The organism is Mycobacterium sp., assembly GCF_025965855.1.
Taxonomy (GTDB): domain Bacteria; phylum Actinomycetota; class Actinomycetes; order Mycobacteriales; family Mycobacteriaceae; genus Mycobacterium.
Genome location: NZ_JAOPWB010000318.1, coordinates 13269 through 27346, shown reverse-complemented (window position 1 = coordinate 27346; position 14078 = coordinate 13269). Strand labels below are relative to the sequence as shown.

12 protein-coding genes, 1 pseudogene and 1 riboswitch are annotated in these 14078 nt (G+C 67.9%); of the genes and pseudogenes, 9 read left to right on the top strand and 4 right to left on the bottom strand.

Annotation, left to right across the window (positions count from 1 at the left end; all coding sequences use genetic code 11):
* Positions 1-52: 52 nt before the first annotated feature.
* Positions 53-904 carry a CbbQ/NirQ/NorQ/GpvN family protein gene (locus JWP83_RS27225; protein WP_297737707.1) on the bottom strand — a complete coding sequence of 284 codons (852 nt, stop codon included), beginning with the start codon at positions 902-904 and terminating at the stop codon, positions 53-55.
* A gap of 55 nt (positions 905-959) precedes the next feature.
* Positions 960-2714, bottom strand: coding sequence for a nitric oxide reductase activation protein NorD (locus JWP83_RS27220; protein ID WP_297737704.1), 1755 nt, complete (start codon positions 2712-2714; stop codon positions 960-962).
* A 113-nt stretch (positions 2715-2827) separates the two neighbouring features.
* Here JWP83_RS27220 and JWP83_RS27215 point away from each other — a divergent pair, with 113 nt between their 5' ends.
* The 5 genes and pseudogenes from JWP83_RS27215 (at position 2828) to JWP83_RS27195 (ending at position 7754) form a co-directional block, all read left to right on the top strand.
* A complete protein-coding gene (locus JWP83_RS27215; protein WP_297737701.1) occupies positions 2828-3814 on the top strand; it encodes an SDR family NAD(P)-dependent oxidoreductase in 987 nt (328 codons plus the stop codon).
* Positions 3815-3870: 56 nt separating this feature from the next.
* Positions 3871-5016 carry an acyl-CoA dehydrogenase family protein gene (locus JWP83_RS27210; protein ID WP_297737698.1) on the top strand — a complete coding sequence of 382 codons (1146 nt, stop codon included), beginning with the start codon at positions 3871-3873 and terminating at the stop codon, positions 5014-5016.
* On the top strand, positions 5013-6113 hold the full coding sequence (locus tag JWP83_RS27205) for an acyl-CoA dehydrogenase family protein (protein ID WP_297737695.1): 1101 nt from the start codon (positions 5013-5015) through the stop codon (positions 6111-6113). Before JWP83_RS27210 ends, JWP83_RS27205 begins: the two co-directional genes overlap by 4 nt.
* Positions 6113-6286 (top strand): annotated as a pseudogene (locus JWP83_RS27200) (nitroreductase); the annotation flags it as partial. The gene JWP83_RS27205 and the pseudogene JWP83_RS27200, both read left to right, overlap by 1 nt.
* 154 nt (positions 6287-6440) lie before the next feature.
* The gene (locus JWP83_RS27195) at positions 6441-7754 is read left to right on the top strand and encodes a TetR/AcrR family transcriptional regulator (RefSeq protein ID WP_297737690.1); all 1314 of its coding nucleotides are present in this window, start codon (positions 6441-6443) and stop codon (positions 7752-7754) included.
* A gap of 123 nt (positions 7755-7877) precedes the next feature.
* Here the strand turns inward: JWP83_RS27195 and JWP83_RS27190 are convergent, their stop codons facing one another.
* Together JWP83_RS27190 and JWP83_RS27185 are read right to left on the bottom strand one after the other, a co-directional pair.
* The gene (locus tag JWP83_RS27190) at positions 7878-8126 is read right to left on the bottom strand and encodes a hypothetical protein (RefSeq protein ID WP_297737689.1); all 249 of its coding nucleotides are present in this window, start codon (positions 8124-8126) and stop codon (positions 7878-7880) included.
* Between the two features lie 49 nt (positions 8127-8175).
* Positions 8176-8427 (bottom strand): hypothetical protein, encoded by a 252-nt coding sequence (locus tag JWP83_RS27185; protein WP_297737686.1) that lies wholly within the window; start codon positions 8425-8427, stop codon positions 8176-8178.
* Between the two features lie 142 nt (positions 8428-8569).
* Between JWP83_RS27185 and JWP83_RS27180 the strand changes: the two genes are divergently transcribed.
* The 4 genes from JWP83_RS27180 to metE all read left to right on the top strand — a co-directional run bounded on the left by JWP83_RS27180 (position 8570) and on the right by metE (position 14076).
* The gene (locus tag JWP83_RS27180; protein ID WP_297737683.1) at positions 8570-9664 is read left to right on the top strand and encodes an NADH:flavin oxidoreductase; all 1095 of its coding nucleotides are present in this window, start codon (positions 8570-8572) and stop codon (positions 9662-9664) included.
* Positions 9665-9901: 237 nt separating this feature from the next.
* A complete protein-coding gene (locus JWP83_RS27175) occupies positions 9902-10744 on the top strand; it encodes an SDR family oxidoreductase (RefSeq protein WP_297737681.1) in 843 nt (280 codons plus the stop codon).
* A gap of 20 nt (positions 10745-10764) precedes the next feature.
* Complete coding sequence (locus tag JWP83_RS27170) at positions 10765-11406, top strand: SDR family oxidoreductase (protein WP_297737678.1); 642 nt, start codon at positions 10765-10767, stop codon at positions 11404-11406.
* An 85-nt stretch (positions 11407-11491) separates the two neighbouring features.
* A riboswitch (cobalamin riboswitch) is annotated at positions 11492-11640 on the top strand.
* A 162-nt stretch (positions 11641-11802) separates the two neighbouring features.
* Positions 11803-14076: a 5-methyltetrahydropteroyltriglutamate--homocysteine S-methyltransferase gene (gene metE, locus JWP83_RS27165; protein ID WP_297737675.1), complete on the top strand. Its 2274-nt coding sequence runs from the start codon at positions 11803-11805 to the stop codon at positions 14074-14076.
* Positions 14077-14078: the final 2 nt, after the last annotated feature.

Below are 14078 nucleotides of genomic sequence, written 5' to 3'. Positions count from 1 at the left end.
GCGACCCTAAACCTAATATTTGTTCTGACCCTAGCGGCGGGGGTGTGCAGCGTCAATCATCGGACCCATCGGGCCCGCCCAGATAGATGTCGATCATCTCGCCCAGGCCCCTGCCCACGGCCGCGTCGTCGGTGAGCGGCCCCGCGATCGCGGCGGAAGCCGCCTCCCGCATCGTCAGGCCCTCCGCAACAAGCCTGCCCGCCGCGATCAGCACGCGCGTCGACGCGACCTCACGCAGCCCACCGGTTTCCAGCCGGCGGATGGCCTGCCCGAAACGCACAAGCTCGGCCGCGATGGCGCCGTCCACGCCCGCCTCGTGCGCAACAATTGCCTCTTCGACATCGGCTGCGGGAAAGCCGAATTCGATGGCGACCATCCGCTGCCGTGTCGAATCCTTCAGGTCCTTGAGCACGCTTTGATAGCCCGGGTTGTAGGACACCACCAGGCCGAATCCGGGCGCCGCGTCCAGCGTGATACCGAGGCGCTCGATGGGCAGTTGGCGCCGGTGATCCGCGAGCGGATGCAGCACCACGGTGGTGTCCTGCCGGGCTTCCACCACCTCGTCGAGATAGCAGATCGCCCCCTCGCGCACCGCCCGGGTCAGCGGTCCGTCCACCCATACCGTCTCGTCACCCTGCAACAGATACCGACCGACAAGGTCCGCGGTGGTGAGGTCGTCATGGCAGGCGACGGTGATGAGCGACCGGCCGAGATCGTAGGCCATCGCCTCGACGAATCGCGTCTTGCCGCAACCCGTCGGACCCTTCAGGACGAGCGCCAGGCCCTGCCGATACGCCGCCTTGAAGATGGCCTCTTCGCCGCCGATCGCCTGGTAATAGGGCCGTACCATCTCCGCCTCGGGGATCGCGCCGTCCCGGTAAGCAAGTCCGGTCTCGTTGGCCATAACTTCCCTTCTGCCGCCCACGCTGATTGGAGCCTAACCGGAACAGATGTTTGTTTCAACGACCGCGAGCGTGCGCAGATGTACGCGGCTGGCGGCGTGTCGTCGTACTGACACGCACGTTCGCGGCAGTTCGACGGCGGACCTCGACCGAGCGCAGCGCGGACCGGAACAGCGGTCCGATGACGCCGGCGAGTTGATCCGGGCGCGCGATCGTCGCGTGCGCGGTGCTGCCGAAGACCCTGCGCAGCGATCGCACGTCGGTTCCCGCGCCGATCGTCAGGCACACGCAGCCGGTGCCGCGGCGGCGGGCTTCGGTCAAGGCGCGGCGCGCGTCGGCGGCGCCGTAGGGGCGTTCGTATCCGTGGTCGTACGCGAGCCCGTCAGACAGCACCACCAAAAGCCGCCGGGGCGTACCTCCGCGCGCCTCCAGGACCGCCGAGCCGTGGCGGATGGCCGCACCAAGCCGCGAGTACGCGCCGGGTTCCAGGCTGTTCAGCCGCCTCATGACGAGCGAGTCGAGGTGGTCGTCGAATCGTTTGACGGGCACCATGCTCACCGCTCGCCGGCCCTGCGAGTAGTAGGCGTACAGCGCAACCCGGTCGCCCAGGTCGTGCAGCGCAACGGCGAGGTTGGCGACGGCCGCGCGCTGTTGCTCGTGCACCGTCCGCCCGACCGTTCCGGGCTCCGCCGCGGACCCCGACACGTCAAGGAGGAGGAGCACCGACAGGTCGCGCCGCCGGCGCGGGCTGTCGAGGTAGACCGCCTCGTCGGGCACCGACCCGGCCAGCACCGCCACGCGGGCTTCTACCGCCGCGTCGATGTCGATGTCGTCGCCCTGCGACTGGCGGTGGCGGCGGTGCAGACCCATCCCGAGCCGTGACAGTGGGCGCCGCACGCCGATGGCGTCGTCGATAGCCTGGGTCGCCGAGACCTTGATCGTCGGCTCGACCTCGCGCACCGTGCACCACGCGGGCCGGTAGCTTTTGCGCGTGACGTCCCATTCGGGATATCTCACGCCGTCCGCGACGGCTTTGGCTTTGTCGTCGGTGATTTCCTCGCTCGAGGTCGACGCGAGCGACGACACGGCGTGCAAGCCGCGGTTCGCCGAGTTCGTCCGGTGCGTCGGGGTATCCGCGCCGGGCGGTCCGCCGCCACTACTACGCGACTTCCGTGTTGAAGACAGCATCTTCTTCAACCACTTGCCGATGAAGCCGCCCCCGCCGACGGGGCTGGTGAACACATCCGGGTCGTCGGAATCGTCGATCTCCCCGTCGTCCAGCTCCTCCAGTTCCCGTCCCTGGCCGCGCGGGACATGTCGCGAATTCGCCCGCTCTTGTGTGGCCGTTCGGGAACACACCGCCAGCACCTTGGCCGCGCGGATCACGCCGAACTGCGGCGCGGGGTCGTCGATCGCGGACCGCCCCTCGGCAATCGTCAGCGACGCGGCCGGCGAGTCACTGCGGCTCGCGATGCCGCGGTTGCCCGCCGACGCCACGATGCCCGGCAGCAGGTCGCCGTTGGCGACCAGCGCGCGGTGACCCTCGACCGCCAGGTAGCGCCTGGCCAGCCGAGGATGCCGGACCAGCGCACGCACGACGCCGGGGTCCAGGCTGCCCGCCGCGATCATCGAGGCCTGCACGGCGATCGCCTCGATGTCCGCGCGGGCGGCGGCGTCGACGTAGATCGTCTGGCCGTCTGTCCACGGCGGTTCACCCGGTTGCAGGTCGGCGACCGCGAGAGGCCGGCCCGCGAGCGCGGACGCGAACATGCCGAGGGCCTGCAACCGGTCGCCACGCGCGTCGTTTGCCATCGACCTCCGAACCACAGGAGCTTGTTGACCAAATATCTGTTCCAGCGTAGGGTCCGGTTCCACCTGCGGTCAATCGTCCCAGCGGGTTAGCCGCACTTGCTAAGGAGCACACCATGATTGACTTCACCGACCGGGTGGCGGTGGTCACCGGCGCCGGCCGCGGACTCGGCCGGCTGTACGCGCTGGACCTGGCGCGCCGAGGCGCCGCGGTGGTGGTCAACGACCTCGGCGGCTCGATGCGTGGTGACGGCGCCGACTCTCGCGTCGCCGACGAAGTGGTCGACGAGATCACGAAGGCGGGCGGCTCGGCAATCGCCTCCTATGACTCGGTCGACAGTCCGGCGGGCGGGCAAGCGATCATCGACGCGGCCGTGGCGGCGTTCGGGCGGCTCGACGCGGTCGTCAGCAACGCGGGAATCTTCGGCAGTGCGCCGTTCGAAGACCTCTCGCCCGAAGAGTGGACGCGAATGCTGCGCGTGCATCTTGACGGCGGCTTTTATCTATCTCAGCCCGCGTATCGCGTGATGAAGAACAACGGCGGCGGAAGATTCGTGTTCATCTCGTCCTCCGCCGGAATCTTCGGTCAGCCGATGGAGGCCCACTACGCCGCGGCCAAAGCCGGCCTGGTCGGGTTAACCAACGTGATCGCGATCGAAGGCGAAGCGCACGGAATCCTCGCCAATTCGGTTATGCCCACCGGCTTCTCGCGCATGGTCACCGAGACCGTCGGCGACGAGAAGTTCCTCGCCGAATCCGGCTTCCTGCGGGCCATCCGGCCAGAACTCGTCGTGCCGCTGGTGGCCTTCCTCGCCAGCACCGCCTGCACGTTCACCCACCGCAACTATTCGGCCGCCGCCGGACGCTACGCGCGGGTGTTCGTCGGCCTCAGCGAAGGCTGGCTGGCGGACGCCGCGAGCCAGCCGGCGGCGGAAGACATCGAGGCACATCTCGAGCAGATGTCATCGACGGACCGGTTCCTCGTGCCCACGTCGATCGTCGACGAGGTGCTGGAGGTCTGTGAGCGACGCGGCGTCAACGCGATGCCCGACGAGGCCGTGGATACAGCCAAGGCCGCATTCCGGCGAACACCAACGCAATAGGGGTTGACCCGGTGCGTAGTTGACCTAATATCTGCTCCAACGTAAAGTCCGCAAAAATGGACTTCTCGTACCCGGCGGAAGTGGAACAGTTCCGCACCGAGCTGCGCGACTGGCTGTCCGCGAACCTTACCGATGAGCTGGTGGCCGCGCGTCGGCCCGCTGGGCGCAACGACGCGGGAATCGAGCTGCTGCGGGCGTGGAGCCGGACGATGGCCGACGCGGGGTGGGCCGCCGTCTCCTGGCCCCGCGAATACGGCGGCCGCGGGGCGACCGTGCTCGAGCAGCTGGTCTACACCGAGGAAACCACACGCGCTCGGGCCCCGATGCCGCTCAACGTCATTGGGATGAACAACATCGCTCCCGCGATCATGCAGTACGGCACCGAAGACCAGAAGAAAACGCTGCTCCCCCGCATGATGCGCGCCGATGACATCTGGTGCCAGGGAATGTCGGAGCCCGAAGCGGGATCCGATCTCGCCGCGCTGCGCACCCGGGCGGTGCGGGATGGTGACGACTTCGTCGTCAACGGCCAGAAGATCTGGACGTCGCTGGGGCATCGTGCGGACTGGTGCCAGCTGTACGTGCGCACCGATCCCGACGCGCCGAAGCACAAGGGGATCTCCTGCCTCATCGTCGACATGGCGTTGCCCGGCATCGAGGTCCGCCCGCTCGTCACGCTCAACGGCGACGCCGATTTCGCCGAGGTGTTCTTTCGCGACGTCCGGGTGCCGGCTGATGCGCTGCTCGGACCGCTGAACGCCGGCTGGCAGGTAGCCACCACCACGCTCAGCCACGAGCGCGCCGGGGCGGCCCGGCTGTACGCCGAGATGCAGGTCCGGCTGGAAGAACTGGTGGACGACATCGCCACGCAGAGCGGTGCGCTCGAAGACCCGGTGATACTGCGACGCCTCGGCGAAATCGCCGTCCGCATCAAGTATCTCGAGGTGCTCTGCCAGCGGTCGATCTCGGCCACGCTGCACGGCGGCGACCCGTTCGCGTCGGCCAGCCTCGCCAAGACCGTGTGGGGTGAGATCGGACAGGACATGGCCGCCCTGGCATTCGACGTGCTCGGTACCGGCGGCACCGACGCCCCGTGGGCAAACTACCGCCTCACGTCACGCTCGCTGACCATCGCGGGGGGAACCACCCAGATCAACAAGAACGTCACCGCGCAGCGCGTACTCGGATTGCCGCGCAAGTGAATCTCGAACTCACCGACGAGCAGGTCGCGCTGCGCGACACGACGCGGCGATTTCTTGCTGAGAAGGCACCGATTTCGGGCCACGTGCGCGAGCTGCTCGACGATCCGACCGGCGTCGACGAAGCGGTCTGGGGCGGCCTGGCCGACCTCGGCGCAACAGGGCTGCTGGTGCCGGAGGAATGCGGCGGCGCCGGGATGACGATGGTCGAGGCCGGCGTGGTCGCCGAAGAGCTCGGCGCCGCCCTGCACCCGGGGCCGTGGTTGTCGAGCGCGGTCGCCGCGGCGCGCGCGCTAACCCGTCTCGCCGGGAACGGCAGTGCCGCCACGCTTTTGGCCGGCATCGTCGACGGGACCACCATCGCCACCGTCGGCTTCTTGGATTTCGACAATGCCTCCGTCGAAGTGGCCGGACAGGGTGACGACATCGTTCTGCGGGGCGAGATCGACCGCGTGCCCGACGCCGCGGCCGCCGACACCTTGCTGGTGCTCGCCGAGGACCGGGCCGGCGTCGGGCTTTTCGCGCTGAAAACCGACTCCGCCGGGATTTCCGTGACGCCCGAGCGCGGTATCGACCAGACCCGCAAACGTTTTCGCGTCGAGCTCGGCGGTGCGTCCGCGCAGCGGCTGGCTACGGCTTCGTCGGACGACGTTGCCGCAGTGATCGATGACGTCCTCATCGCCACTGCTGCCGACGCGCTGGGCGCCGCGCGGGCGGTCATGCACCTCGCCGTCGAATACGCAAAAGTCAGAAAGCAATTCGGTCAGGTCATCGGCTCGTTTCAGGCCGTCCAGCATCTGTGCGTCGACATGTACGAGACCGTCGAGCTGGCCCGCAGCGGCGTGATCCACGCGCTGTGGGCGGCCGATAATGCCGGTCCCGACGAACGCCATCTTGCCGCGCTGCGGGCGAAGGCGTTCGCCGGGCGGCTGGCCACCGTCGGCGACACCGCCATCCAGGTGTTCGGCGGCATCGGCTACACCTGGGAACACGACGCTCACCTTTACCTCAAGCGCCTGCTGAGCTGGAGCGAACTTCTCGGCGGGCCGGACCGCTACCTCACCGAACTCGGTGCGCGGCTGGCCAACAGGGGTCGTTGATTGACATCGAATACCTGCTGACCGCGACCCGCTCGGCGCGCAAGTCGCTCGACCTCCATGCGCCCGTCGGCATCGAAGACATCCGGAAGCGCCCGCGCATGGGTTTGCGGGCCGCCAATGGCTCGAATCAGCAATCCTGGCGGTGGCTGGTGGTGACCGACCCCGGGGTGCGATGGCCGCGCGCTCTAGAATGGGCATTGTCAGCGCTTTCTGCAGCGCATTCATTTTGAGCGGTCTGATAGCCTCTAACAAAGATTTGGTTCGGTCGGGAGGACGAATGCGCTGGGTCGCGAATCCGCAATCGTCCGGACGTGAGCACAGCTAGTCATGGCCAAAGCCTCGCTGTCCAAGGCCCGGCCGCCGACCGCCGTCCGGGCGAAGCACGCGGACGACTCCGGGACCCGCCGAACCGAGATCCTACAGACGGCGGCGTCGTTGATCGCGTCCTCCGGATTGCGGACGTCGCTGCAGGAGATCGCGGACGCGGCAGGCATTCTCCCCGGCAGCCTGTATCACCATTTCGAGTCCAAAGAGGCGATCCTCATCGAGCTGATCCGCCGCTATCAGGAGGACCTGACCCGGATCGGGGAATCCGCCCAGGCCCGGCTGAACCAGCCCGATTCGCGACCGGCTTCGGAGAAGATCGTCGAGCTGGGATCGGCGATCGCCGACTGCGCCGTGCGACACGGGGCCGCCCTGCAGATGTCGTTCTACGAGGGGCCGAGCGATGATCCGGAGCTGATGAAGCTGACGCAGCAGGCGCCCACCGCGGTTCAGGAGGCGATGCTGCAAACGCTGCGCGCCGGCAGGTGGAGCGGCTACATCAAGCCCGACATCGACCTGCCTACGTTGGCCGACCGCATCTGCCAGACGATGCTGCAGGTCGGGCTCGCCGTCATGCGCCACAACGCTCCGGCCGACCAGGTCGCCGGGCTGCTGTGCCGAATCATCTTGGAGGGGTTGGTGGCCCCGACGAAATCGGGGCCCACCGATGCGGCGTTGAATCGGTCCGCCGCCTTTGCGGCCGCAAACGCCGTCATCGACACATGGGCGGACGACGGCGACGCGGATTCCGACGACAAGGCGGCCCACGTCCTTGCGGTGGCGCGAACGGAGTTCGGCCGCAAAGGGTATGAGGTCACCACCATCAGGGACATCGCATCCGCGGCGGGGCTCGGCACCGGGACCGTCTATCGGGTGATCGGGTCCAAGGACGAACTCCTTGCCTCGATCATGGAGTCCTTCGGCAGGAAGGTGGAGGCCGGTTGGGTGAGCGTCCTAGGCTCGAATGCCACGGCAGTCGAGAAGCTGGACGCGCTCAGCTGGGTCAACGTCAACGCGCTCGATCGGTTTTCCGACGAGTTCAGGATTCAGCTTGCGTGGATGCGCCAATCGCCGCCGAACACGCCCAACCCGGGTTGGTTATATGCCACGCGGCTTCGGCAGATGAAATCGCTGCTCTCAGAAGGCATCCGGTCGGGCGAAATCACTGTCGACGCCCCGTCCACGGCGATGCTGGCACGATGCCTCATCGGCCTGCAGTGGATACCGGAGAACATCCTTCGCGCCGTCGGGAAACGCGCGGCGCTCGTGCATGCGCGTGACACGGTGTTGCGCGGCGTCGCCGCTCGCGGCAACTGATGCTGCCCGCCGAGGTTGGATCGATTATCCGAATCCCACTCACCAGGTGAGTACTGGCCGTCCGCGGACCCCGCCTGCCTCGAGCTTCTGGCAATGCTTCGTCCGCGGGTTTTGCGTCGGCGATCACCTCGAATCCGTAATGCTTACCCAGTTCGATGACATATTGCCCAGGGCTCCCGCGGCACCGGTCACCGCCACCGTTGATCCCGGAGTCAGCGCTAACGCCTCGAACGCGATGTACGCAGTCAGCGCGTTCATCAGGAAGGTGGCGGCGGCGGCGTTGTCGGTATTAGCCGGTGCGCGCACCACAGAGTCTGCGGACGTCACGACGTACTGCGCGTAGGGCCCGTTGAGGTACGGATCGACCGGCAAGCCGACAACCCGATCGCCCACTCGCGCGTTGACGCCCGCGCCGACTTCGTCAAGGGTGCCGCTGAAATCCCAGCCGGGAATGTAATGGAAGGTCGGGGGCGAACTTTGTCGCCCCGCCCCAATCCTTTGTCGCCTGGTTCCAGTCGTCCCACACGCCCGAGCGAAGGTAAGTGTTGGCGGGGGTGACGTCGAACGCTTCGACCTTCACCCGCGCCTGCCCCGCACCCGCGTGGGGCTCATCGACCTCGAGTATCTTCAATACTTCTGGTCCGCCGAATTCGGTGAAACCTACAGCCTTCATCAGTCCATCGCCTCGGTTGAGGTGCGTGCCAAGCCATACCGAAGCATCGGAACGCCCCGGGGCCGCGTCGGTATTCCTGGCGTCCGCGGGCTGCGGTGAGCCGAATGGAATAGGCGCGAAGGGCCGCGCGTTGGGTGGGCTCATGGCAATCGCTGACCTGTTCCGACCGCTGACCGTCCGCTCCCTGACCGTGCCGAACCGGTTCGCGATGGCGCCGATGACCCGTCAGGCGTCACCCGGCGGAATCCCGGGCGCCGACGTCGCCGAGTACTACCGACGACGGGCCGCGGGCGGCGTCGGGCTGATCATCACCGAAGGAGTCCGCCTCCCCGACCCGGCCGCGGGCCACCCCTTCGCCGTCCCGACGCTCGCCGGCGAGGAGGTGCTCGCGGGGTGGACGCGCATCGTCGACGCGGTCCACGGGGAGGGCGCCACGATCGCCGCACAGCTGTGGCACCAGGGCGCGCAGCGCGACGACGCCGACGGCGTGGTGCCGGTCAGCCCGTCGGGCGTCGACGGGCTCGGCAAGCCGAGGGGCCGAGCGCTGGAAACCGATGAACTCCACCGGATCGCGGAGCTGTTCGCACAAAGTGCCGCCACCGCGCGAGACGTCGGCTTCGACGCCGTCGAACTACACGGCGCCCACGGCTATCTGCTGGACCAATTCCTCTGGGAGCGAACGAATCTGCGTACCGACGGCTACGGCGGATCGCTGGCCGCGCGGACTCGCTTCCCGGCCGAAGTGATCGCGGCGGTGCGCGCCGCGGTCGGTCCGGATTACCCGATACTGTTCCGCTTCTCCCAGTGGAAGGGCGTCGACTACGGGGCGTCGATCGCCGCGGACCCGACACAGCTGCAGGAACTGCTCAACCCTTTGGCCGAGGCCGGAGTCGACGTCTTCCATCCCTCGACGCGCAGGCACTACGCGCCCGCGTTCCCCAGCTACGACCGCGAACTGAGCCTGGCCGGGTGGACGAAAAAGGTAACCGCGCTGCCGGTTATTGCGGTCGGTTCCGTCGGGCTCGAAACCCAGTTCCGCAGCGAGAAGAAAGGCGAGGTGATCCGGCCCGCACCCGTCGACCACCTGGTCGAGCAGTTCGACGCCGGTGAGTTCGACGTCGTGGCCATCGGGCGCGCACTGCTCGCCGACCCGGCATGGGTGAATCGCCTGCGCGACGGCGAGCTGGACGGGTTCAACGGATACAACGCGGAGACGGCGCTGTCCGCACTTGCCTGACGACATCCCTTCGGGACCAACGACTTCGGCCATGAACCCGGATCGAACGCAAGTCGTTACGGGCACCGCATGTCCGCTGACAAAACGCTCTATCCGGGTCTCCGCCGCGCAGGCCGTTGTGCTCCCGCGCAGTCAACGACCTTTGAACGCGGGGGCCGGGTGTTGAACCAAATAACTGTTCTACATACAGTAGGGCGGTTAGAACCGGGTTAGCGGTGAACGAGAAGGGGATTACCAATGTCTGTTATCGACCGGTTGCGCTATGACGGCAAGCGCGCACTCGTTGTTGGCGGCGCGACCGGCATGGGCGCCGCGGCGGCCAAGTCGGCGGCCGAACTCGGCGCCGAGGTCATAGTGCTGGACTACGCGCCCGTCAACTACGACGTCGCCCAGTCGGTGCAGGTCGACCTGCGCGACCCCGCCTCGATCGACGCCGCCCTCGAGCAGGTGGACGGTCCGATCCACGCGCTCTTCTCGGCCGCCGGCATTGCCGACGGGACAACCGACCTGATGGCGATCAACTTCATCGGCCACCGGTATCTCATCGACCGCCTACTCGAGAAGAACCAGCTTCCCTCGGGCTCAGCGATCTGCTTCATCTCCTCGGTCGCCGGCATGGGCTGGGAGAACGATCTTGAGCTGCTGACGGAGTTCCTCGCCACGCCGGACTTCGCGGCGGCGCAGGACTGGGTCAAAGCGCACGAAGCCGAAGGCATCATCCACTACGGCTTTTCCAAAAAGGTCGTCAACGCCTACGTCGCGACCCAGGGTTACTCCCTGCTGAAGAAGGGCATCCGGATCAACGCGATCTGCCCGGGTCCCACCGACACCCCGCTGGCTCAGGCCAACGCCGACCTCTGGCTGACGTTCGCGCAGGACTACCGCGACGAGACCGGTTCGAAGGTGCACACCCCGGAACAGATGGGTGACGTGATGGCGTTCCTCAACAGCGCTGCCGCGTTCGGCATCAGCGGGATCACGCTGCTGGTGGACTACGGGCACACAATGGCATCGCTGACCGGTGCCTACCCGCCCGGCAAGCCCATCATCGACATCATCATGGGCCGGGTGAAGCTCTAAAGGGCGCTACTGTCGGGATCATGGCACGAGTCATCGTCATCGGCGGCCACGGCAAAGTGGCACAGCAGCTGGCCCGCATCCTGACCGACCGCGGCGACGCGGTGACGTCCGTCTTCCGCAATCCCGACCACTCCGGCGACGTCGCCGCCACCGGCGCGGACCCCGTCGTCGCCGACATCGAGCGGCTCGACACCGACGCGCTGGCCGAGCTGCTGGCCGGGCAGGACGCGATCGTCTTCTCCGCCGGAGCGGGCGGCGGAAACCCGGCGCGGACCTACGCCGTCGACCGCGACGCGGCGATCCGGGTGATCGATGCCGCGGCGCGGGCGGGCGTCAAGCGGTTCGTGATGGTGTCCTACTTCGGCGCGGGTCCGGACCACGGTGTGCCGCAGGGCGATTCGTTCTTCCCCTACGCGGAGGCCAAGGCGGCCGCGGACGCGCATCTGCGCGCCAGCGGCCTGGACTGGACGGTGCTGGGGCCAGGCCGGCTGACCCTGGAGCCGCCGACCGGCCGCATCGCACTGGGCGCCGGCAAAGGGGAAGTCTCGCGCGCCGACGTCGCGCTGGTCGTGGCCGCCGCGCTGGCCGACGACTCCACCATCGGGCGCACCATCGACTTCAACAACGGCGACGTCCCCATCGCCGAGGCGCTGGCCGGCTGACCGGTTAGGCTGCACAACGCAGCTGGTCTGCCGTCGCCGCAACCGTGGCGCGGCATCGAGCGAGGCATGTTAGACACGCGTCGCGAGAGGGAACCCGGTGAGAGTCCGGGACTGTCCCGCAGCGGTAAGCAGGAACGACCGCCGTCACAAGCACTGGTCTTGGAAAGACCGAGATCGGGAAGCGACGGCCATTAGGAGCACCACGCCGGTGCGCGCCCGCGAGTCCGAAGACCTGCCGGCTGCGCCGGGCGCGCCGCGTCCGGCCGGCTCATCGCCTCGTGGAATGGGCGTTTGGTCGTCGCCGTTGCGGGTTGTGTGCCGAAGGTGCGCACCGCGACGGATTCGGCTGTTGCGTCCGCCGGCGGTGATCCACCCGTCGAGTGTTAGGACGACAACGTGACCACCTCTCAACCATTCACCGCCACGGTTACCGGCTCCCCCCGCATCGGCCCGAAGCGTGAACTCAAGCGCGCCACCGAGGGCTACTGGGCCGGACGCACCGACCGGGCCGAGCTGGAATCCGTCGCCGCCGCCCTGCGCCGCGACATGTGGACGGGCCTGGCCGCCGCCGGACTGGACTCTGTCCCGGTGAACACCTTTTCGTACTACGACCAGATGCTCGACACGGCGGTGATGCTCGGCGCGCTGCCGGTGCGGGCCACAGAAGTTCCCGACGAGCTGGACCGGTACTTCGCCCTCGCCCGCGGCAGCGACGACATCTCCCCGCTGGAGATGACGAAGTGGTTCGACACCAACTACCACTACCTGGTCCCCGAGATCGAGCCCGCGACCCGTTTCGCGCTGAACCCCGACAAGGTGCTCTCTGAGCTGAAAGAGGCTTTTGCGCAAGGGATTCCCGCGCGGCCGGTCGTCATCGGTCCGATCACCTTCCTGCTTCTGAGCAAGGGCATCAACGGCGGCGGCGCACCGATCGCGCGGCTCGGCGAGCTCGTGCCGATCTACTCCGAGCTGCTCTCCCTGCTTGCCGACAACGGCGCCCAGTGGGTGCAGTTCGACGAGCCGGCGCTAGTCACCGACATCTCGCCCGACGCGCCCGCGCTCGCCGAGGCCGTCTACACCGCGCTGGGCTCGGTGAGCAACCGGCCCGCCATCCACGTCGCCACCTACTTCGGCGACCCCGGCGCTGCGCTGGCGGGGCTGGCCCGCACGCCCGTCGAAGCGATCGGCCTCGACCTGGTGGCCGGTGCCGACACCGCGGTTGCGGGCATCCCGGAACTGTCCACCAAGATCCTGGTGGCCGGCGTCGTCGACGGGCGCAACGTCTGGCGCACCGACCTGGAATCGGCGCTGGCCAAGCTGGCGACTCTGCTGGGTTCCGCTGGCACAGTGGCGGTTTCGACGTCGTGTTCCACGATGCACGTGCCTTATTCGTTGGAGCCCGAGACGGGGCTGGACGACAACCTGCGCAGCTGGTTGGCGTTCGGGGCCGAAAAGGTGGGCGAAGTCGTCGTTCTTGCGCGCGCGCTTCGCGACGGACGCGACGCGGTCGCCGACGAGATCGCGGCGTCCAACGCCGCCCTGGCCTCCCGTCGCCGCGACCCGCGGCTGCACAACTCGGCCGTCCGCGCCCGCATCGACTCCATCATCGCGTCGGGTGCGCACCGCGGCGATGCGGCCGGACGCCGCGCCAGCCAGGAGGCGCGGCTGCAGCTGCCCCCGCTGCCGACCACGACGATCGGTTCCTACCCGCAGACGTCGACGATCCGCAAGGCGCGCGCCGCTTTTCGGGCCGGCGAGATCGACGAGGCCGAATACGTCGGCAAGATGCAAAAGGAGATCGCCGACGTCATCGCGCTGCAGGAGCAACTCGGCCTTGACGTGCTGGTGCACGGTGAGCCCGAGCGCAACGACATGGTCCAGTACTTCGCGGAGCAGCTGGAGGGCTTCTTCGCGACGCAGAACGGCTGGGTGCAGTCCTACGGCAGCCGCTGCGTGCGCCCGCCGATCCTGTACGGCGACCTCGCGCGGACCCACCCGATGACCGTCGAGTGGATCACCTACGCCCAGTCCCTGACCGACAAACCGGTGAAGGGCATGTTGACCGGGCCGGTCACGATCCTGGCGTGGTCGTTCGTCCGCGACGACCAGCCGCTGGCCGACACCGCGAATCAGGTGGCGCTGGCCATTCGCGACGAAACCGTGGATTTGCAGGCCGCGGGCATCGCGGTCATCCAGGTCGACGAGCCCGCGCTGCGCGAGCTGCTTCCGCTGCGTCGCGCCCAGCAGGAGGACTACTTGCGTTGGGCCGTGGCGGCTTTCCGCCTGGCCACCTCCGGCGTCGCGGACTCGACGCAGATCCACACGCATCTGTGCTACTCGGAGTTCGGTGAGGTGATCGGGGCGATCGCCGACCTGGATGCCGACGTCACCTCGCTCGAGGCGGCGCGCTCACACATGGAGGTGCTGGACGACCTGAACTCGGTCGGCTTCGCCAACAGCGTCGGCCCGGGCGTCTATGACATCCATTCGCCGCGGGTGCCGAGCGCAGGAGAGATGGCCGAGTCGCTGCGCGCCGCGTTGAGGGCCGTACCGCCGCAACGGCTTTGGGTCAACCCCGACTGCGGGCTGAAGACCCGCAACGTCGACGAGGTGACTGCGTCCCTGCGGAACATGGTCGCCGCGGCGCAGCAGGTGCGGTCGGGGGCTTAGCT